The sequence below is a fragment of the Escherichia sp. KS167_9B genome (assembly GCF_030295215.1).
GTDB classification, from domain to species: domain Bacteria; phylum Pseudomonadota; class Gammaproteobacteria; order Enterobacterales; family Enterobacteriaceae; genus Escherichia; species Escherichia coli_F.
Genome location: NZ_AP025754.1, coordinates 4,392,344 through 4,411,365, shown reverse-complemented (window position 1 = coordinate 4,411,365; position 19,022 = coordinate 4,392,344). Strand labels below are relative to the sequence as shown.

15 protein-coding genes, 1 tRNA gene and 1 pseudogene are annotated in these 19,022 nt (G+C 49.8%); 11 read left to right on the top strand and 6 right to left on the bottom strand.

Annotated elements, in window-relative coordinates:
* Positions 1–3 precede the first annotated feature (3 nt).
* From QUE34_RS22060 to QUE34_RS22045, 4 genes and pseudogenes are all read right to left on the bottom strand, one after another.
* Entirely contained in the window at positions 4–927 is a 924-nt protein-coding gene (locus tag QUE34_RS22060) for a carboxylate/amino acid/amine transporter (protein ID WP_000535948.1), read from the bottom strand.
* A gap of 110 nt (positions 928–1,037) precedes the next feature.
* On the bottom strand, positions 1,038–2,222 hold the full coding sequence (locus QUE34_RS22055) for a sugar efflux transporter (protein WP_032304081.1): 1,185 nt from the start codon (positions 2,220–2,222) through the stop codon (positions 1,038–1,040).
* A gap of 432 nt (positions 2,223–2,654) precedes the next feature.
* Positions 2,655–2,783 (bottom strand): annotated as a pseudogene (gene rhuM / locus QUE34_RS22050) (RhuM family protein); the annotation flags it as partial.
* A gap of 78 nt (positions 2,784–2,861) precedes the next feature.
* A tRNA-Sec gene (locus QUE34_RS22045) sits at positions 2,862–2,956 on the bottom strand.
* A gap of 292 nt (positions 2,957–3,248) precedes the next feature.
* On the opposite strand from QUE34_RS22045, the gene QUE34_RS22040 reads away from it, so the two are divergent.
* The 10 genes from QUE34_RS22040 (at position 3,249) to QUE34_RS21995 (ending at position 14,197) form a co-directional block, all read left to right on the top strand.
* Complete coding sequence (locus tag QUE34_RS22040) at positions 3,249–4,631, top strand: glycoside-pentoside-hexuronide family transporter (protein WP_032304068.1); 1,383 nt, start codon at positions 3,249–3,251, stop codon at positions 4,629–4,631.
* A 9-nt stretch (positions 4,632–4,640) separates the two neighbouring features.
* Positions 4,641–6,959 carry an alpha-xylosidase gene (gene yicI / locus QUE34_RS22035; RefSeq protein WP_032185493.1) on the top strand — a complete coding sequence of 773 codons (2,319 nt, stop codon included), beginning with the start codon at positions 4,641–4,643 and terminating at the stop codon, positions 6,957–6,959.
* A 294-nt stretch (positions 6,960–7,253) separates the two neighbouring features.
* Positions 7,254–8,807, top strand: coding sequence for a BglG family transcription antiterminator (locus tag QUE34_RS22030; RefSeq protein ID WP_001314234.1), 1,554 nt, complete (start codon positions 7,254–7,256; stop codon positions 8,805–8,807).
* Between the two features lie 26 nt (positions 8,808–8,833).
* Positions 8,834–9,304: a PTS sugar transporter subunit IIA gene (locus QUE34_RS22025; protein ID WP_000355546.1), complete on the top strand. Its 471-nt coding sequence runs from the start codon at positions 8,834–8,836 to the stop codon at positions 9,302–9,304.
* 17 nt (positions 9,305–9,321) lie between these two features.
* Positions 9,322–9,636 carry a PTS fructose transporter subunit IIB gene (locus QUE34_RS22020; RefSeq protein ID WP_001028073.1) on the top strand — a complete coding sequence of 105 codons (315 nt, stop codon included), beginning with the start codon at positions 9,322–9,324 and terminating at the stop codon, positions 9,634–9,636.
* A 24-nt stretch (positions 9,637–9,660) separates the two neighbouring features.
* Positions 9,661–10,752: a PTS fructose transporter subunit IIC gene (locus QUE34_RS22015; RefSeq protein ID WP_105268718.1), complete on the top strand. Its 1,092-nt coding sequence runs from the start codon at positions 9,661–9,663 to the stop codon at positions 10,750–10,752.
* A gap of 11 nt (positions 10,753–10,763) precedes the next feature.
* The gene (locus tag QUE34_RS22010) at positions 10,764–11,615 is read left to right on the top strand and encodes a class II fructose-bisphosphate aldolase (protein ID WP_103253761.1); all 852 of its coding nucleotides are present in this window, start codon (positions 10,764–10,766) and stop codon (positions 11,613–11,615) included.
* Between the two features lie 80 nt (positions 11,616–11,695).
* Positions 11,696–12,556: a ketose-bisphosphate aldolase gene (locus QUE34_RS22005; protein ID WP_032304064.1), complete on the top strand. Its 861-nt coding sequence runs from the start codon at positions 11,696–11,698 to the stop codon at positions 12,554–12,556.
* A gap of 47 nt (positions 12,557–12,603) precedes the next feature.
* Positions 12,604–13,536, top strand: a complete 933-nt coding sequence (locus QUE34_RS22000) for an ROK family protein (protein WP_032304063.1) — start codon at positions 12,604–12,606, stop codon at positions 13,534–13,536.
* Positions 13,517–14,197, top strand: coding sequence for a D-lyxose/D-mannose family sugar isomerase (locus QUE34_RS21995; RefSeq protein ID WP_001297961.1), 681 nt, complete (start codon positions 13,517–13,519; stop codon positions 14,195–14,197). Before QUE34_RS22000 ends, QUE34_RS21995 begins: the two co-directional genes overlap by 20 nt.
* Before the next feature lie 43 nt (positions 14,198–14,240).
* On the opposite strand, the gene QUE34_RS21990 is transcribed toward QUE34_RS21995, so the two are convergent.
* Together QUE34_RS21990 and xanP are read right to left on the bottom strand one after the other, a co-directional pair.
* The gene (locus QUE34_RS21990; RefSeq protein WP_032304061.1) at positions 14,241–15,950 is read right to left on the bottom strand and encodes an AsmA family protein; all 1,710 of its coding nucleotides are present in this window, start codon (positions 15,948–15,950) and stop codon (positions 14,241–14,243) included.
* A gap of 120 nt (positions 15,951–16,070) precedes the next feature.
* Positions 16,071–17,462, bottom strand: coding sequence for a xanthine/proton symporter XanP (gene xanP / locus QUE34_RS21985; RefSeq protein WP_001295238.1), 1,392 nt, complete (start codon positions 17,460–17,462; stop codon positions 16,071–16,073).
* A 279-nt stretch (positions 17,463–17,741) separates the two neighbouring features.
* Here xanP and gltS point away from each other — a divergent pair, with 279 nt between their 5' ends.
* Positions 17,742–18,947 (top strand): sodium/glutamate symporter, encoded by a 1,206-nt coding sequence (gene gltS, locus QUE34_RS21980; protein WP_000468837.1) that lies wholly within the window; start codon positions 17,742–17,744, stop codon positions 18,945–18,947.
* Positions 18,948–19,022: the final 75 nt, after the last annotated feature.

Below are 19,022 nucleotides of genomic sequence, written 5' to 3'. Positions count from 1 at the left end.
TTCTCACTCATGCCGCGCCGGACGATTTATTTTTCTGGCGCGGCGACGGGAATCCATTGAAATCAAAATCACCGATGACAGAATCAGCAGTGTGCCCAGCCAGTCCGGCAATGTGAACGTGATCCCCAGCAACAGCAAAGAGAGCAGCGCGCTACTTAATGGTTCTGCACAGCTCAAAATGCTGGCTTTTGGCCCGCCAATGAGCTGTGCGCCTTTCAGATATAGACTAAAGGTTAGCGAAGTTCCGATTACCACCAGATAGAAAAACGCCAGAATCAGGCTGCCATTAACCACGAAGTTTGTTCCTTGCCCGGCATAGAAGGGCAGCAGGATTAGACCACCGATCAGCATACTCCAGCCGACGACCGGTAACGTGCCATAGCGGGCAATCAGCGTTGAGGGATAGGTGGTATAGAATGCAGCAGCAAATGCCGAGGCAATGCCCCAGAATAACGCGGCCGGAGAGATCGATAATGACGTCGGATTACCGTGTGTCACCAATAAAAAAGTCCCGATCAGCGATGTCAAAATAGCGCAAAAAACCAGAATGCCCGGGCGGGATTTACGCACCAGTGAGAACCAGGCGACGATAATCGTCGGTGAGAGGAATTGCAGCACCGTTGCCGTGGCAGCATTCGATTTTTCAATGGTTAGCAAAAAAGTGAGCTGTACGGTTAGCGCGCCAACCACGGAAAAAATCAGTAGGCTAATGGCATCTTTGTGATTGTTAATAATAGAAAAGATTTTATCGCCATGCACAAATGACAGCGTCAGCAGAATCAAACCGGCGAATATCAAACGCGTCATAGTCAAAAACTGCGACGACATCTGGCTTTGCTCCATGATGTATTGCGCGCAGACCCCTGAACTTCCCCACAACACGGCGGCAATCAGAACGTTCAGCATCCCCTTTCTGGTGGAACCCATTTTTCCCTCTGCATACTGTTTTGTCGTTTATGTATGCAGGCATGATAGCAAAAATGGCGAGGATGGCTCTGTTTGCGCCACGCCGATTTTTCTTAGCTCAGACTGGTGAGCTAAATATCTTTAATAAACAGCAGGCAAATCATCGCAATACCCAACATCCCTATCGCCAGCCAGAACAACGCGTGGTAGCTCCAGATTTCAACCATAATTCCGTCAACAGAGCCGGCGATAATCCAGCCGACGCGTGAGGTATTTGCATATAACGTTGTCGCAGAGCCTATTTTTTCAGGCATCAGATCCTGAAAATAAAGCATGCCGATACCACAGAGAATACCAAGGAAAATGGCATTTAGAATTTGCAATTCCAGCTCAACTGCCGGAGTCGTCGCCATGAGAACGCTGGCGTAAAAACACATACCACTCACGATAGCAATGAGCATTAATAGTCGCTTGCCAACACGTTTCATGTAATAGCCTGCGATTAACATCATCGGAATTTCCAGACCGGCAGCAATACCAATCATTTCTCCAGCCAGTTTATCGGTTAGATGCAGTTCATCAATAATAAATAGCGGCATATTTATCATGTAGAGATTATTCGCCGCCCACATCATTGAACAGACTACAAAAAGTAGCCGTGTATCTCGCTTTCTATGGATGGAGGGTAAAATTTCTACGGGTTGGGTAACGACAGGAATATTTCTTTGTATTGATGGCAAAAACAACCAGACTATTAAACCGCAAATAACAAATGCGATGGCAGCGGTGAGATACATCACTTTAAAACTAAATCCCATTGCCAGCTCATAAGCGAGCGGTGGCCCGATAACCCAGGCAAGCGAGATCTGAGCACGTAAAAATGTACTGAACATGACCGTCTCACGGCCTGTTCTGTCGGCGTGTTCACGGGCGAGGGCGAACATTTGCGGGTTTGCAGTGGAAGCAAAACTACTCAGAAGTACGCCCGTAGAGAGGAGAATGAAGTAGTTGCGATTCCACGCAAAAAGAGTGCAGGCCAACACTCCAAATAAGCAACATAGCAGGATCAGTAATTTACGGTCGCCTTGTTTATCGGAGTGCCTTGCCAGAAATTGACTGACCAGAATTCCCATAATAGCGCTACCGGTGAAGAAAAAACCTACCATTATAGGACGGGCTTTCAGTTCATCTGCGAGGAATATACTTAGGGTGGGAGTCTGGAGAGCGCCCGCAATACCAGTCAGAAAGGCGACAAGTAAAAATGCCGCGGCAGTGAGATCAAGTATTTTTGATGGAGTGGTAGCCATTTTTTGCATTCTTCTGAATCACCGGGCGACAAAATATAACTGAGTTACAAATAAGTACCAGTCGAATGAGTATTATATTAAGAATTTTTGAGTATCGCTGATACAACCAGAAAGCAATGCTAGCGCAATATTATAGGGCCAGCAATTGAGATTATTAGCAAAAGCATGTTAAGAATTAATCACCGAATTTATATATTAATTATAGTAAGGCAATGAGCTATTTTTGATAGTAAAAATAAAACAAGTTTATTTGATATATTAAATGAAAAAATTAATCTTGATGGCAGTCTGATTATTGGTGAAGTTTATAGGTCAGTTTTTTTCGCCAGCGGTTAAAGGAATAGAATCGTCGTATGAAAAAAGGGTGTTTTGGGGCGTGTAAAACAACATCTTCACCTTAATGGCGATACAGTTGGCTGAGAGTCAGCAGTGGGGGCAAATCACCTGCAAATAAACACGGCGCATGCTGGCGCGAATATCGCGGATGCGTTCGAGGACAGAAGAACCGACAGGCGGATTCTTCAGTCGCTCATCGTCCATCACAAAACCTTTGATCAGGTATTCCTGAAGCCGATTAAATATTGAGCAGTAGAAAATATCTGGATTGACTGTATTACAAGGGGTTGGAGAACGTCAGTAGAGGCAAACTGGCGGAAGATCACAGGAGTCGAACCTGCCCGGGACCGCTGGCGGCCCCAACTGGATTTGAAGTCCAGCCGCCTCACCGGAGACGACGATCTTCCGCGCCTCGATTGCTACATGGAGGCGGGGCGCATTATAGCTACTTCCTTGAGTTTCTACATCCCCCAGATCAGTTTTTTCCGCCTAATACATGCAGCGTATTATCACGAAAGCATTATAGTTCATATAAAACCCATACTTTACAATGATATATGAGCGTAATTTACGCTACCACGATCACATAAAACAAGAATCATAAATTAATAACCAGATATCGGAATATTCGCTCTCACAGGGATGGTTTACAAAATGCGTTATCGGTCTCAGCACCCCTATAGCATCAAGGAAAAGCAGATGAAGAGTGAAGTGTTGTCCGTTAAAGAGAAAATTGGTTATGGCATGGGAGACGCCGCCAGCCACATTATTTTCGATAACGTAATGTTATATATGATGTTCTTTTATACCGATATTTTTGGCATTCCTGCCGGATTTGTCGGAACCATGTTTTTGGTCGCTCGTGCACTGGATGCGATTTCCGATCCTTGCATGGGGTTGTTGGCCGATCGAACGCGCTCTCGCTGGGGTAAATTTCGTCCGTGGGTACTGTTTGGCGCACTGCCATTCGGGATCGTCTGTGTACTGGCCTATAGCACGCCAGATCTCAGTCTGAACGGAAAAATGATTTATGCAGCAATTACTTACACCCTACTTACCTTACTTTATACCGTCGTCAATATCCCTTACTGCGCATTGGGTGGTGTAATCACCAATGACCCGACTCAGCGTATCTCGCTGCAATCCTGGCGTTTTGTGCTGGCGACCGCGGGAGGCATGCTCTCTACTGTGCTGATGATGCCGCTGGTTAATTTAATTGGTGGTGATAATAAACCACTCGGTTTCCAGGGCGGTATCGCGGTCCTTTCCGTGGTGGCATTTATGATGCTGGCATTTTGTTTCTTCACCACTAAAGAACGCGTTGAAGCACCACCTACAACGACGTCTATGCGGGAAGATTTACGTGATATCTGGCAAAACGACCAGTGGCGTATTGTCGGTTTCCTGACCATTTTCAACATTCTGGCGGTGTGCGTACGCGGCGGGGCGATGATGTATTACGTCACATGGATTTTGGGTACGCCGGAAGTGTTTGTCGCTTTTCTTACCACTTATTGCGTGGGTAACCTGATTGGTTCCGCACTGGCGAAACCGCTGACCGACTGGAAATGTAAAGTCACTATCTTCTGGTGGACGAACGCCCTGCTGGCAGTGATTAGCCTGGCGATGTTCTTTGTTCCTATGCAGGCCAGCATCACCATGTTTGTCTTCATCTTCGTGATTGGTGTGTTGCATCAACTGGTGACACCTATCCAGTGGGTAATGATGTCCGATACCGTCGACTACGGCGAGTGGTGCAATGGTAAACGCCTGACCGGGATCAGTTTTGCTGGCACGTTGTTTGTGCTCAAACTGGGGTTGGCCTTCGGCGGCGCTCTTATCGGCTGGATGCTGGCTTATGGCGGATATGATGCGGCAGAAAAAGCGCAGAACAGCGCCACGATTAGCATCATTATCGCGCTATTCACGATTGTTCCGGCGATCTGTTACTTGCTGAGCGCGATTATCGCTAAACGCTACTACTCACTCACGACGCACAATCTGAAAACCGTTATGGAACAGCTGGCCCAGGGCAAACGCCGTTGCCAGCAACAATTCACCTCTCAAGAAGTGCAGAACTAAGGAACGGCAATGAAAATTAGCGACGGAAACTGGTTGATTCAACCTGGCCTCAATTTGATTCACCCGCTTCAGGTGTTCGAGGTTGAACAGCAGGGTAATGAAATGGTGGTCTATGCTGCCCCCCGTGATGTGCGTGAACGTACCTGGCAGCTTGATACGCCTTTATTTACGCTGCGCTTTTTCTCCCCACAGGAAGGTATTGTCGGTGTACGGATTGAGCATTTTCAGGGGGCGCTGAATAACGGTCCTCATTACCCGCTCAATATTTTGCAGGACGTGAAGGTCACAATCGAAAACACAGAACGTTACGCTGAGTTTAAAAGTGGCAACTTAAGTGCGCGTGTCAGCAAAGGTGAGTTCTGGTCACTGGATTTTCTGCGCAACGGCGAACGTATTACCGGTAGTCAGGTGAAAAATAATGGCTACGTGCAGGACACGAATAATCAACGAAATTATATGTTTGAGCGGCTGGATCTTGGCGTTGGCGAAACAGTTTACGGTCTGGGAGAGCGCTTTACGGCCCTGGTGCGCAATGGCCAGACGGTAGAGACCTGGAACCGGGACGGCGGCACAAGTACTGAACAGGCGTATAAAAATATCCCGTTCTATATGACTAACCGTGGTTATGGTGTACTGGTCAATCATCCCCAATGCGTCTCTTTTGAAGTGGGATCGGAGAAAGTCTCCAAAGTGCAGTTCAGCGTTGAGAGTGAATATCTCGAATACTTTGTTATCGACGGCCCGACGCCGAAAGCGGTACTTGATCGTTATACCCGTTTTACTGGTCGTCCGGCGCTGCCGCCCGCGTGGTCCTTCGGCCTGTGGCTAACCACTTCATTTACCACCAACTACGACGAAGCGACGGTAAACAGCTTTATCGATGGTATGGCGGAACGCAATCTGCCGCTGCATGTTTTCCACTTTGACTGTTTCTGGATGAAAGCCTTCCAGTGGTGCGATTTTGAGTGGGACCCGCTGACTTTCCCGGACCCGGAAGGGATGATCCGCCGCCTGAAAGCGAAAGGGCTAAAAATCTGCGTCTGGATTAACCCCTATATCGGGCAAAAATCCCCTGTCTTTAAAGAGTTACAAGAGAAAGGTTATTTACTCAAACGCCCGGACGGTTCGCTGTGGCAGTGGGATAAATGGCAGCCAGGTCTGGCGATTTATGACTTTACCAATCCGGATGCCTGCAAATGGTACGCCGACAAACTGAAAGGTCTGGTCGCGATGGGCGTTGATTGCTTTAAGACCGACTTTGGCGAACGTATTCCAACCGATGTTCAATGGTTTGACGGTTCCGATCCGCAGAAAATGCATAACCATTATGCGTACATCTACAACGAACTGGTGTGGAACGTGCTCAAGGAAACCGTTGGCGAGGAAGAAGCCGTCTTGTTTGCCCGCTCGGCCTCCGTCGGTGCGCAGAAATTCCCGGTACATTGGGGTGGCGACTGTTACGCTAACTACGAATCAATGGCGGAAAGCCTGCGCGGTGGTTTGTCTATTGGCCTTTCTGGTTTTGGCTTCTGGAGCCACGATATCGGCGGCTTTGAGAATACCGCTCCGGCGCACGTTTACAAACGCTGGTGCGCGTTTGGTTTGCTCTCCAGCCATAGCCGTTTACACGGCAGCAAATCTTATCGTGTGCCGTGGGCCTATGATGATGAGTCCTGTGATGTGGTGCGCTTCTTCACGCAACTGAAATGCCGCATGATGCCGTATCTGTATCGTGAGGCTGCTCGTGCGAACGCGCGGGGTACGCCGATGATGCGGGCCATGATGATGGAGTTTCCGGACGATCCGGCTTGTGATTACCTTGACCGTCAATACATGTTAGGCGACAACGTGATGGTTGCTCCAGTGTTCACTGAATCGGGCGATGTGCAGTTCTACTTGCCGGAAGGTCGCTGGACACACCTGTGGCACAACGATGAACTCGATGGTAGTCGCTGGCATAAACAGCAGCACGGCTTCCTGAGTCTGCCCGTTTATGTGCGTGATAACACCCTACTGGCGCTGGGCAACAACGAGCAACGTCCCGATTACGCGTGGCACGAAGGCACGGCATTCCAGCTCTTTAATCTGCAAGACGGGCATGAAGCCATCTGTGAAGTGCCCGCTGCCGATGGTTCCGTTCTTTTCACCCTGAAAGCGGCGCGTACTGGCAACACAATTACTGTGAATGGTGCGGGCGTGGCGAAGAACTGGACGCTGTGCTTGCGCAATGTTGTGAAAGTAAATGGTCTGCAAGGCGGTTCGCAGGCTGAAAGTGAGCAGGGGCTGGTGGTGACGCCTCAAGGGAATGCGCTGACAATTACGTTGTAATCTATTGAAGAATGCCGGATACGAATGGTTTTGTGTCGTATCCGGTAAATAATCTCACATCTGGTAATAAATATTTCTTCCATCGTATTTGCGAGCATGATCACGATTATTCATCGCGAAAATGTGATCTGTGCTGAAAAATATCCCTTAACCGCCTTGCTTTGTTTTATCACTGTCCGGATTACGGACAGATTTTAGTATTGTTGTGAAATTATTCTGCTTTATATTTACCCTCAGAGATGGCAACTGAAGCTCTTCCTCATGGGGCTTCTTAATCTGTGATAAGGGTAAAAAATGCAAATGATTACCTCGCGACAAAACAGATTATTACGATTCCTTCTACCACGAAGGGAATATACGACTATTGTTACGATTGCCGGCTATTTAAATGTTTCGGAAAAAACCATTCAACGTGATTTACGTTTACTTGAGCAATGGCTGGGGCAATGGAGAATAAATGTTGAGAAGCGTGCTGGCGCGGGTGTGATGTTAAGCGCGGAGAATATTGCTGATTTGCTGCATCTTGATCATTTGTTGGTGGCAGAATGTGAAGAGATTGATGGTGTAATGAATAATGCCAGGCGCGTTAAAATAGCGTCGCAGTTATTAAGTGAAACACCGAATGAAACGTCGATCAGTAAATTGTCAGAACGCTACTTTATCAGCGGAGCCTCTATTGTTAATGACCTGAGAGTAATTGAGTCCTGGCTTGCGCCGTTGGGGTTATCGTTGATCCGCAGCCCAAGTGGTACGCATATTGAAGGTAGTGAAGGGCAAGTCCGACAGGCAATGGCATTACTGATTAACGGCATTATTAACCATAATGAGCCGCAAGGTGTCGTGTATTCACGTCTGGATCCCGGAAGCTATAAAGCATTAGTCCATTATTTTGGAGAGGAAGAAGTGTTATTTGTCCAGTCATTGTTACTGGATATGGAAAATGAATTAAGTTGGTCTTTGGGAGAACCTTATTACGTTAACATTTTTACTCACATCCTTATTATGATGTATCGCAACACGCACGGGAATGCGTTATCAAGAGAAGAAGATCAAACCAGGCAATATGATGAAAATATCTTTAATGTTGCCAGTCAGATGATTCATAAGATAGAACAACGAATTGCACATACATTGCCCGATGATGAAGTCTGGTTTATTTATCAATATATCATTTCATCAGGTGTGGCGATTGATGGACAAAAAGATGTTAGCATTATTTCACATATGCAGGCCAGCAATGAAGCGCGTCTGATTACCTGGCGTTTAATTACGGTATTCAGTGACATCGTGGACTGCGATTTTAGTGAAGACAGCGCATTATATGATGGCTTGTTGGTTCATATTAAGCCGCTGATTAACCGTTTAAATTATCGCATTCATATCCGTAATCCATTGCTGGAAGATATTAAAGCAGAATTAGCGGATGTCTGGCGGTTGACGCAATATGTGGTGAATCAGGTATTTAAAACCTGGGGTGAGAATGCAGTGAGCGAGGATGAAGTGGGTTACCTGACCGTTCATTTTCAGGCTGCGATGGAGCGGCAAATTGCCCGTAAACGTGTATTACTGGTCTGTTCAACCGGAATCGGAACTTCGCATCTACTGAAAAGCCGTATTCTGCGAGCATTTCCTGAATGGACGATTGTTGATGTTATTTCAGCAGCGAATTTATCACAGGTTTTGCCTGACAATATCGAACTGATTATTTCGACCATTAATTTGCCTACAGTCACTATGCCGGTCGCTTATGTTACCGCTTTTTTTAATGATGCCGATATTAAGCGGGTCACTGAAATGGTGATTACGGAAAAATTACATCATGCGACGTCTCGGGTCGTTGAAATTTAATGTCAGAATTTTATGAGGTATGACGAATGGACATAACAAAAATCCTGAATACGAATCGCGTTATTTTAGATATGCAAGCGACGAATAAAGCGGAGGCGATTGAAGAATTAACTAATCTTCTCAAAAAAGATGGTGCGATCGATTGTCGGGAAACCTTTATTAAAGATGTCTGGCAGCGCGAAGCGGAAGGCTCGACTGGTTTTGAAAATCATATTGCGATCCCGCATGGTAAATCTTCAGCTGTGATTAATACTACGCTGGCAATTGGCCGTACCCGGCAGGATATTCCCTGGGAAACGCTGGATGGCAGTAGCGTGCGCTGTATTATTTTATTTGCGGTACGTCTTGAAGATCAAAATACCACCCATATCCGTTTACTTTCCCAGGTCGCGGGCGCGCTGGCGGATGATGACATCATAGAACAATTGTTAGTTGAGACGAGTCCGCAAAAAATCATTGATCTCTTTAGTCAGTATGCACAATCCGATGTCTGCTAAATAACAGGGAGTATGTCATGAATATTGTCTGTGTTGCCGCCTGTACGGCGGGTATTGCTCATACCTATATTGCTCGTGAAAAGTTAATCAAAGGAGCAAAAGCTCTGGGCCATACCATTAAAGTTGAAACCCAGGGAACCATTGGTACAGAAAATGAATTACAGGCGGCAGATATCTCTGCTGCTGACGTCGTGATTCTTGCTGTAGATGTGAAAATAAAAGGAGAAGAACGCTTCACCAATAAACGTATTGTGCGAGTAAAGACAGAGATTGTCATTAAATCGCCCGTTCAATTTCTTGAAAAGGTCGAAAAATCACTGGGAAACAAATGATCCTTATACTGGAGGGATCTTAATATGAAAGACAATAAAATTCCGGTTTCACAGGAAATTAAAAAACATTTATTAACCGGCATCTCGTGGATGATACCCCTTATTGTGGCCGCCGGGATATGTATTGCGTTGGGGCAAGTTCTTGGCGGTACAGATGTTGGTGAAAAAACAGGAACAATCCCGTGGATGCTTAATCAGATTGGCGGCTGGGGAATGGGGCTGATTGTGCCGCTGATTAGCGCGGCAATTGCCTATTCTATTGCCGATCGTCCTGGATTTGCCCCGGGCCTGATTGTCGGCTTTCTCTGCGGGCAAATCCATACCGGATTTATTGGCGGTATGTTGGGTGGTTTCCTGGTGGGCTACACCATTTTGCTACTTAAACGCTATATCCGCCTGCCGCAGTCGATGCAAGGACTCATGCCAGTCATGGTGTTGCCGGTATTAAGCACCATTATCGGTGGGCTGTTAATGATGACGCTGATTGGTAAACCCATCGCCTGGTTACAAGAAGCACTGATTCATTTGCTCGAGTCGATGCAGGGCGGATCGCGCTTCCTGATGGGGGCCATACTTGGCGCGATGGCAACCTTCGATTTCGGTGGTCCGGTAAATAAAACAATGTCGTTGTTTTCCGATGGCTTGCTGGTCAGCGGCGTCTATGGGCCAGAAGCCGTGAAATTTGTCGGCTCAATCATCCCTCCGTTTGGCATCACACTTTCGTTCTTACTGACACGCCATAAATACACCCGTGCGGAGCGCGAGGCGCTGAAAGCCGCGTTTCCGATGGGGATCTGCATGATCACTGAAGGAGTCATTCCAATCGCCGCGCGTGACTTGCTGCGAGTGGTGGGATCTTGTGTGGTGGCTTCTGCGGTAGCTGGCGGCTTGATCATGGTGTGGGGCGTGGAGAGTCCGGTTCCGCATGGCGGCCTGTTTGTTGTGCCTTTGTTCACCCATCCTCTGCTGTTTTGCCTGGCGCTGGGTATAGGCACGGTGATTTGTGGCGTGATGCTTTCACTCTGGAAGAAACCGGTAACGGAACGTGACGAAGAGTTTGACGAACTGAGCGATCAAAAGCTGAAAGATGAAGAGATCACTTTCACCCTCGAATAACCGGAGGCCCTATGTTTGCCGATATGAAAAGTATGGTGATGAAAGCCTGGCATGAACATTACGCCTTGCTGGCGATCAACTGTATGAATCTGGAAAGTGCTCACGCAGCTATCCGCGTGGCGGAGAAGAATCGCGCTCCGATCATTCTCAATCTCTATCAGGGGCATCTGGCGCATTTTCCTGCACCCGTCGCGGCGGCAGTGGTTAAAACGCTCGCGGAATCTGCCTCAGTACCGGTCGCTCTGGCGCTTGATCATGGCAAAAATCCGGACTGTATTCGTCAGGCGTTTCGTGCTGGTTTCAGCGGATTAATGATTGATGCTTCTGCTTTTCCCCTGGAGGAAAACGTGCGCCAGACCAGGGCGGTGGTGGAACTCGCCGCCGGCGCGCAGCTCTGCGTGGAAGGCGAACTGGGCCATCTGGCAGATGCGCCGCGTTACGACCAGGCCACCAATGCCGACCTGATGACGCAACCCACTGATGTGGAAACGTTTATCGCGCAGACAGGCATTGATCTACTGGCCGTCTCGGTAGGCACGGCGCACGGCATGTACGCGCCTGGTGTTGTACCTGCTATTGATTTTCAGCGTCTGGCGGAGATTTTCCACTGCTCGAGCGTGCCTCTGGCATTACATGGCGGTAGCGGTACGCCGTTCGATCAGCTCCAGCTCTGTACGACGCTGGGGGTAGCAAAAATCAACGTGGGGGCGGCCATTTTTGAACGGGGGAAATCCGCGCTCCTGCATACCCTCTGTCACGATATATCCATTGAACTGGTGGACGCGCTGAAAGCTATGGAACTGGCCTTCGAAGAAGCGGTTACACCGTATTTACAGGCGAGCGGCTCTATCGGCAAAGCCTGATTCATTTTCTGTCATGGCCTTTATGCCAGTGCAATAACGCACCGGCAGGGCGGACTACACGCTGAAACTGGAGATTTAACATGTTAGTTTCGATGAAAGAATTACTGCAACCTACCCGCCAGCACGGCTTTGCCATTGGCGCATTTAATGTGGCGGATAACTGTTTCCTTCGCGCAGTCGTGGATGAAGCAGAAGCGACAAATACTCCGGCGATTATTGCTATCCATCCCAGCGAACATGATTTTGTGGGCGATGCCTTTTTCGCTCACGTTCGCGAAATCACGCAGCGTAGTCCGGTGCCGTTTGTGCTGCACCTCGATCATGGCGCCTCTGTGGAGCACGTTTTGCGGGCGATTCGCTGTGGATTTACCTCGGTGATGATCGACGGTTCGCTGCTGCCGTATGAAGAGAACGTGGCGCTGACCGCAGAAGTGGTTCGCCTGGCTCATGCGGTTGGCGTGTCGGTTGAGGGTGAGCTGGGGACCATCGGACAAACAGGAACGTCAGTGGAAGGTGGAGTTTCACAAGTGACCTACACTGACCCGGCGCAAGCCGCCGATTTTATTGCTCGTACAGGGGCCGACACACTGGCGGTAGCGATTGGTACGGCACACGGCATCTATCCGAAAGGGATGCAGCCGAAGCTGCAAATGGACATTTTGCGCGACATTGCCGGGCGCATTGATATTCCATTGGTGTTGCACGGTGGTTCGGCAAACCCGGACGCGGAGATTGCTGAATCCGTTACGCTCGGCGTTGGCAAAATCAATATCTCCAGCGATATGAAATACGCCTATTTCCAGAAAGTGCGTGAAATTCTCGCTAAAGAGAGCTGGTGGGACCCGAACGTCATCTATCCGGATGCGATTAGCGCGGCGCGGGAAGTCATTCGCCACAAAATGAAACTGTTCGGTTCGCTCGGTAAAGCATCACTGTACTAAGCCAGAAGGGCGGGGTGACCCGCCTTTTACGCAACAAGGAACGAGATATGCACTATCTGGGGTTGGATATTGGTGGGACCAAAATCGCCGCCGTCGTCATGGATGCGCATGGCTGGGAGATTCGCCGTTACCGCTGCCCGACGCAAAAGTCGACATATCAACAATTTGTCTCATGCGTTGTGGCGCTTATCGAGCAGATTAGGCGGGACGTTCAACGACCGATGCTGACAGGGATCGCCTTACCCGGCAGTATCTCGCCACTCACTGGCCTGATTAAAAATGCGAATATTCAGGTGATTAACGGTCATGCGTTACAGGCTGATTTGCAGCAATTGCTTGGGCAACCGGTGGTGATAGCCAATGATGGTAACTGTTTCGCGCTATCAGAAGCTTGCGACGGTGCCGGGCAAGATTATGATGTGGTATTTGGTATTACGCTTGGCACTGGCTGCGGCGGTGGCATTGCCATCAAGCAACGACCGTTTATAGGGGCCTGGGGAAATGCTGCCGAATGCGGTCATATCACGTTGCCAGGCTATACGGAGCAGGAAGATGGTCCATCAGTCAGTTGCTATTGCGGCAAACACAACTGCGTGGAGTCGTTTGTTTCCGGCAGCGGTTTTAGTGAACGCTATCAACAGATGACTGGTAACTTGCTCATTCCTGCGGCGATTGTCACCCTGGCACAACGTGGTGATGCTTGTGCCATGCAGCAGGTGGCACGTTTTCGCCAACAGCTTGCCCGCACGCTGGCAACCATCGTTAACGTTGTTGACCCTGGCGTGATTGTGATCGGCGGCGGGCTTTCGAATGTGGAACTGCTTATCACCGATCTGAACGCAGAAGTCGCTCCACTGGTTTTCACCGATCAATTCACCACTCCCATTGTAAAAGCGCAGCACGGCGACAGTAGCGGAATGCGTGGCGCTGCCTGGCTTGCTATGCGCAACGGAGAAGCCAATGAAACGCTCACAAATTAATTATGTTATTGATAAAGCACATGCCATTGCGCAGACCTTCCGCGTTTGTTTGCCAGAGTTCGCCTATTTTACGGTGGATGACTGGCTGCAGCGGGAACGGGATAACTGGCAAGAAGTAGTCGACTTACAGCTCGGTTGGGATATCACCGATTTTGGTCGTGGTGATTTCAACCAAACGGGACTAACACTGCTAACGATGCGCAACGGCGCGCTGGGGTCGGCGGCATATCCAAAACCGTATGCTGAGAAAATGTTGCAGATCCAACAAGATCAGCAGACTCCCTGGCATTTTCACACCCACAAAATGGAAGATATCCTCAATCGGGGCGGTGGAGACTTATGCATGCAGTTGGCCTGGGCCAACGAAGCCAATCTCTGTGATGATCAACGAGTCATTACCGTGAGTGTTGATGGTCAGCGGCGTACCATGAAACCTGGTGAAACGCTGGTGCTAAAGCCGGGGCAGGGCATTTGCCTGCCGCCGCGTCTGTATCATCGCTTCTGGGCGGAAAAAGCGTTTGTTCTCGGCTGGGAAATTTCGATGGTAAATGATGACCAACACGATAATTATTTTCTTGAGCCGGGAGGACGTTTTCCGGCGATAGAAGAAGATGAACCGGTGAAATGGTTATTGTGCAGTGAGTATGGAATTTTGCGCTAATAACGGGGAACGCTAGCGCTGATATCCGCTAGCGTCCTTATTTTTACTGCACCGGCTCCGTCGACGTAACTTCACCACTGGAAACTGCGCCCGCATTCATGGTTTGAGTCACTTGCTGCTTTGTGGCATTCACGGCATGCAATTGCCCGCTAACCGTAGGTTTCAGCGGGACATTGACCTGAATATCGCCACTGGCGGTAAGCTGAATATTGCCGTCGCCAGTCAACGGTAGTTCAGGCCATCCCCACTGTTGCAAAATATTCACCGGCACACCGCGTCCATTCAGGCTGATATGGGTCTGACGTTGTGGCGTTTGTGAAACACTGGCGGTGGCTTCCAGAATGCCTTTTTCAGTAAATGCACTCAGTTCGCTGATATTCACCGTGCTGCTGTTGGCAGTTAGCGCCAGCGACGGACGACGGACATCAACACGATTAAACGTTGCGGCGGCGGCATTCAGATTCGCCGAGCCACTCCAGACGCCCCATTTATGATCGGTAACCAGCGTCAGATTGGCACCGTAACCATCGAGCGCGGTGAGCTGCCACGGGAAGTCAGGGTCGATATCAATGATCAGATTGCGGCTGGCGCTAAATCTCTTCAGTTGCAGGCTGTTTAACCAACCGGGTGTCGTTTCCATCCACAACTGTTGCCAGTTTTTTGGCAAGGTATATTCCAGTCCGGCAATTGCCGCATCATCAAGGATCAACATTTTCCCGTCACGCAACCAGTTCCCTGACGTTCTGACCATGCCCCCTTCCCAGCGGCTGGTGAACTGGCGCAGTGCTACGCCCTGCGGGGAAAATTCCGCGTTTATAATCGGGTCAAATAAATGCAGCGAACCATAAATGAACTCGCTGGCGTTCATCGACAGTTTGCCTTCCTGTGTCTGCCAGTCATCTTTACTGAAGGTCATGTTGCGCAAGCTGAGATCGAGGTCGGTCACCGCCCAGTCCGGACCTTGCAGACGAGCGTCAATGACTTCCAGGCGACCAATCTGCAACGACGGGACAGAGCGTAATGGCGCAAAGAAGTCGGTTAGCGATTTTTCGCTTTGTAGACGGATATCCGCCAGCCGCAGATTTTCCACTTGCCAGCTGCCGTCGGCGTTACGCTGCGCGTTTCCGGTTAATGTCCCGCGGGCGATGTCGGCACCCAGGTTAGTCAGCGTAACGCGATCGTTATCAATACTGCCTTCAATCAGTACATTGGTGGCAGGAACATCATTGAGCGAAAGCGATCCGGCACTAAACTGAATCTGCGCCTTCGTACCCAGCACTTTACCGGCTTCTGGTGACCACGGAACCACGCCACCATTTACCCGCTGCGCGCTCAGTTTCCATTCGCTATTCGGGCTATTAAACGCCATATCACGCAGTTGCAGACGATCGGCTTTGAACGGTAGCGGCGCGGTCTGGTCGGTGAGATTCAGCGTCCCGTTTTCCAGTAGGATGGTATCGACATGGCGTGGTTCGGTCAGTTGGCGACTGCTTAGCGCAATGTCGACACTTTTTGCCACCAGGGTCGCGGGCTGACCATCACGACCAAACGTGACGTTCTCCAGCACGATATGAGATGGCGCGGAAAAACGGTGATCCATCGCCCCGAAGGCCAGATGATAGTCGCTATTCTCGGAAACCCATGCGCTGATATGTTCTGCTCCCCAGCGGGTTTGCAGAAGAAAATAGAGGCCAGCGATCACCACTAACAGAGCGATGAGAATGTAGAGAAGCAGCTTCCCAATAAATTTCATGGTCTTCCATCCCGTGAAATGCACATAAGGGAGTTATGCACGATTTACGCGCAATCCTCAAGGCGGGAATGGTGAAAGAGGTGAGACTGCGGCGGTAATTATCTTACCGCCGCCAGTGAATTACTGTTTTTCTGGTGGGAAAATCAGATTCAGCACGATGGCAGTAATACCGCCCGCGGCGATCCCGGAGGAGAGCAGGTTTTTCAGCCATTCAGGGGCAAACTGCAAAATCAGCGGCTGCTGAGACACGCCCAGACCGACCGCCAGCGACAGCGCGATAATCAGAATCGCCCGACGGTTCAGCGGCTCACGAGAAACGATACGCACACCGGAGGCGGCGATGGTGCCAAACATTACAAGCGTTGCGCCGCCCAGAACCGGTTCTGGAATGTGTTGTACAAAACCACTCACTGCCGGGAACAGGCCCAGCACGATCAACATCAGTGCGACGACAAAACCGACATAGCGGCTGGCAACTCCGGTCAACTGGATCACTCCGTTGTTCTGTCCGAAGCAGGAGTTAGGGAAGGTGTTAAACACCGCCGAGACAAACGAGTTCAGGCCGTTTGCCAGCACGCCGCCTTTCAGGCGTTTCATGTACAGCGGACCGGACACTGGCTGTTCGGAAACGTCAGAGGTCGCCGTGATATCGCCAATGGTTTCCAGCGAAGTGATCATAAAGACCAGCATCAGCGGTAGCAGCAGACTCCATTCAATGCCAAGACCGTAATAGAGCGGCGTTGGCACCATAATCAGTTCTTGCGTCATCGGTTCGTTGCTTTCTGGCAACATGCCCATAAACCACGCCAGCGCATATCCTGCCGCCATCGCAATCACCAGTGAAGCCACGCGCAAATATGGGTTACGCTGACGGTTAAGCAGGATAATTAAGGCCAAGACCACGCCTGCCAGCAACAGATTTTTCGGTGCGCCGAAGGTGTTATCGCTCATGGCTGCGTAACCGCCGCCAATGGATGTTAGCCCAACCTGAATCAGTGACAGGCCGATAATCATCACCACAACGCCAGAAACCAGCGGCGTAATAATGCGGCGCGCCAGATGCAGAACGCGGGAGATCACCATCTCAGTGCAACTTGCCAGCATCAGCGTGCCGAACAAAGCCGCCATCATGGTAGGAACATCAGCACCACCAGTCTTAAGCGCTGTACCGCCCATAATCAGCGGGGCAACAAAGTTGAAGCTGGTGCCCTGAATAGACAACAGCCCGGAGCCAACCGGACCCCAGGCCTTAATTTGAATAATCGACGCCACACCGGAGGCAAACAGCGACATACTAATAATGTGTTGCGTGTCTTGTGCCGGTAAACCCAGCGCCTGGCAGATTAATAGCGCTGGCGTGATCACCGCAACGAACATCGCCAGCAGATGCTGACAGGCGGCAAACAGAGTTTGAGGAAGCGGCGGACGATCTTCAAGACGGTAAATCAGTTCGCTGTTTTGAGTCTGCGCAACCGGTTGCGCATTTTCTGACTCGAGGGTGGAAACAGACATCGAAAACAATCCCGTGGTAGCAAAGCGGGCATTTTAGCTGACCGAAAGAGAAAAGCAAACGTTTGCCACGGCCTCTGCTAAATATTTAAATGAGATAAATGCACTTTTTTATATAACTTTTGGTATTTTTCTGCTTAAAATCCATGCCATTTGTTCATTAACAGCTGAGAATTTGACCCAGGAAAGCATGACTCGATACCCGTCATATTTCATGAAGGTGCCACTGCGCGATGAAGTATGACGAGTATGAAAGAGTGATGCGGATACAAAGGAGTAACTATGTTTCATCTCGATACTTTAGCAACGCTTGTTGCTGCAACGCTGACGTTGCTGCTCGGGCGTAAGTTGGTCCATTCCGTCTCCTTTTTGAAGAAATACACCATACCGGAACCTGTTGCGGGTGGTTTGTTGGTGGCGCTGGCGCTACTGGTACTGAAAAAAAGCATGGGCTGGGAAGTCAACTTTGATATGTCCCTGCGCGATCCGTTAATGCTGGCTTTCTTCGCCACCATTGGTTTGAACGCCAACCTTGCCAGTCTGCGTGCCGGTGGGCGCGTGGTTGGCATCTTCTTGATTGTGGTTGTTGGTCTGTTGGTGATGCAAAATGCCATTGGCATTGGTATGGCTAGCCTGTTAGGGCTTGATCCGCTGATGGGGCTGTTGGCCGGTTCTATTACGCTTTCCGGCGGTCACGGTACGGGCGCTGCGTGGAGTAAATTGTTCATTGAACGTTATGGCTTCACCAATGCGACGGAAGTGGCGATGGCCTGTGCAACGTTCGGTTTGGTGCTGGGCGGCTTGATTGGCGGTCCGGTGGCGCGCTATCTGGTGAAACACTCCACCACACCGAACGGTATTCCGGATGACCAGGAAGTCCCGACGGCGTTCGAAAAGCCGGATGTGGGCCGCATGATCACCTCGCTGGTGCTGATTGAAACTATCGCGCTGATTGCTATCTGCCTGACGGTGGGGAAAATTGTTGCGCAACTTTTGGCTGGCACTGCTTTTGAACTGCCGACCTTCGTCTGTGTACTGTTTGTTGGCGTGATTCTGAGCAACGGTCTGTCAATGATGGGCTTTTACCGCGTCTTTGAGCGTGCGGTATCCGTGCTTGGTAACGTAAGCCTGTCGTTGTTCCTGGCGATGGCGCTGATGGGGCTGAAACTATGGGAGCTGGCTTCGCTGGCGCTGCCGATGCTGGCGATTCTGGTGGTACAGACCATCTTCATGGCGTTGTATGCCATTTTCGTCACCTGGCGCATGATGGGTAAAAACTACGATGCGGCAGTGCTGGCAGCGGGTCACTGTGGTTTTGGCCTTGGTGCAACGCCAACGGCAATCGCCAACATGCAGGCAATCACCGAACGTTTTGGCCCGTCGCACATGGCGTTCCTGGTCGTGCCGATGGTTGGTGCGTTCTTTATTGATATCGTTAACGCGCTGGTGATTAAACTGTATTTGATGTTGCCGATTTTTGCGGGTTAATTGATGAAGCGGCGGTATAAGTGCCGCCGCAACAAAGACAAATGTCTGATATGCTTCGCTTATCAAGTCTGCGTA

Bases quoted from the DNA above. Each gene is read 5' to 3' on its own strand.
- QUE34_RS22060 (WP_000535948.1), bottom strand. From the start codon at position 927: ATGGGTTCCACCAGAAAGGGGATGCTGAACGTTCTGATTGCCGCCGTG.
- QUE34_RS22055 (WP_032304081.1), bottom strand. From the start codon at position 2,222: ATGCAAAAAATGGCTACCACTCCATCAAAAATACTTGATCTCACTGCC.
- QUE34_RS22040 (WP_032304068.1), top strand. From the start codon at position 3,249: ATGAAGAGTGAAGTGTTGTCCGTTAAAGAGAAAATTGGTTATGGCATG.
- yicI (WP_032185493.1), top strand. From the start codon at position 4,641: ATGAAAATTAGCGACGGAAACTGGTTGATTCAACCTGGCCTCAATTTG.
- QUE34_RS22030 (WP_001314234.1), top strand. From the start codon at position 7,254: ATGCAAATGATTACCTCGCGACAAAACAGATTATTACGATTCCTTCTA.
- QUE34_RS22025 (WP_000355546.1), top strand. From the start codon at position 8,834: ATGGACATAACAAAAATCCTGAATACGAATCGCGTTATTTTAGATATG.
- QUE34_RS22020 (WP_001028073.1), top strand. From the start codon at position 9,322: ATGAATATTGTCTGTGTTGCCGCCTGTACGGCGGGTATTGCTCATACC.
- QUE34_RS22015 (WP_105268718.1), top strand. From the start codon at position 9,661: ATGAAAGACAATAAAATTCCGGTTTCACAGGAAATTAAAAAACATTTA.
- QUE34_RS22010 (WP_103253761.1), top strand. From the start codon at position 10,764: ATGTTTGCCGATATGAAAAGTATGGTGATGAAAGCCTGGCATGAACAT.
- QUE34_RS22005 (WP_032304064.1), top strand. From the start codon at position 11,696: ATGTTAGTTTCGATGAAAGAATTACTGCAACCTACCCGCCAGCACGGC.
- QUE34_RS22000 (WP_032304063.1), top strand. From the start codon at position 12,604: ATGCACTATCTGGGGTTGGATATTGGTGGGACCAAAATCGCCGCCGTC.
- QUE34_RS21995 (WP_001297961.1), top strand. From the start codon at position 13,517: ATGAAACGCTCACAAATTAATTATGTTATTGATAAAGCACATGCCATT.
- QUE34_RS21990 (WP_032304061.1), bottom strand. From the start codon at position 15,950: ATGAAATTTATTGGGAAGCTGCTTCTCTACATTCTCATCGCTCTGTTA.
- xanP (WP_001295238.1), bottom strand. From the start codon at position 17,462: ATGTCTGTTTCCACCCTCGAGTCAGAAAATGCGCAACCGGTTGCGCAG.
- gltS (WP_000468837.1), top strand. From the start codon at position 17,742: ATGTTTCATCTCGATACTTTAGCAACGCTTGTTGCTGCAACGCTGACG.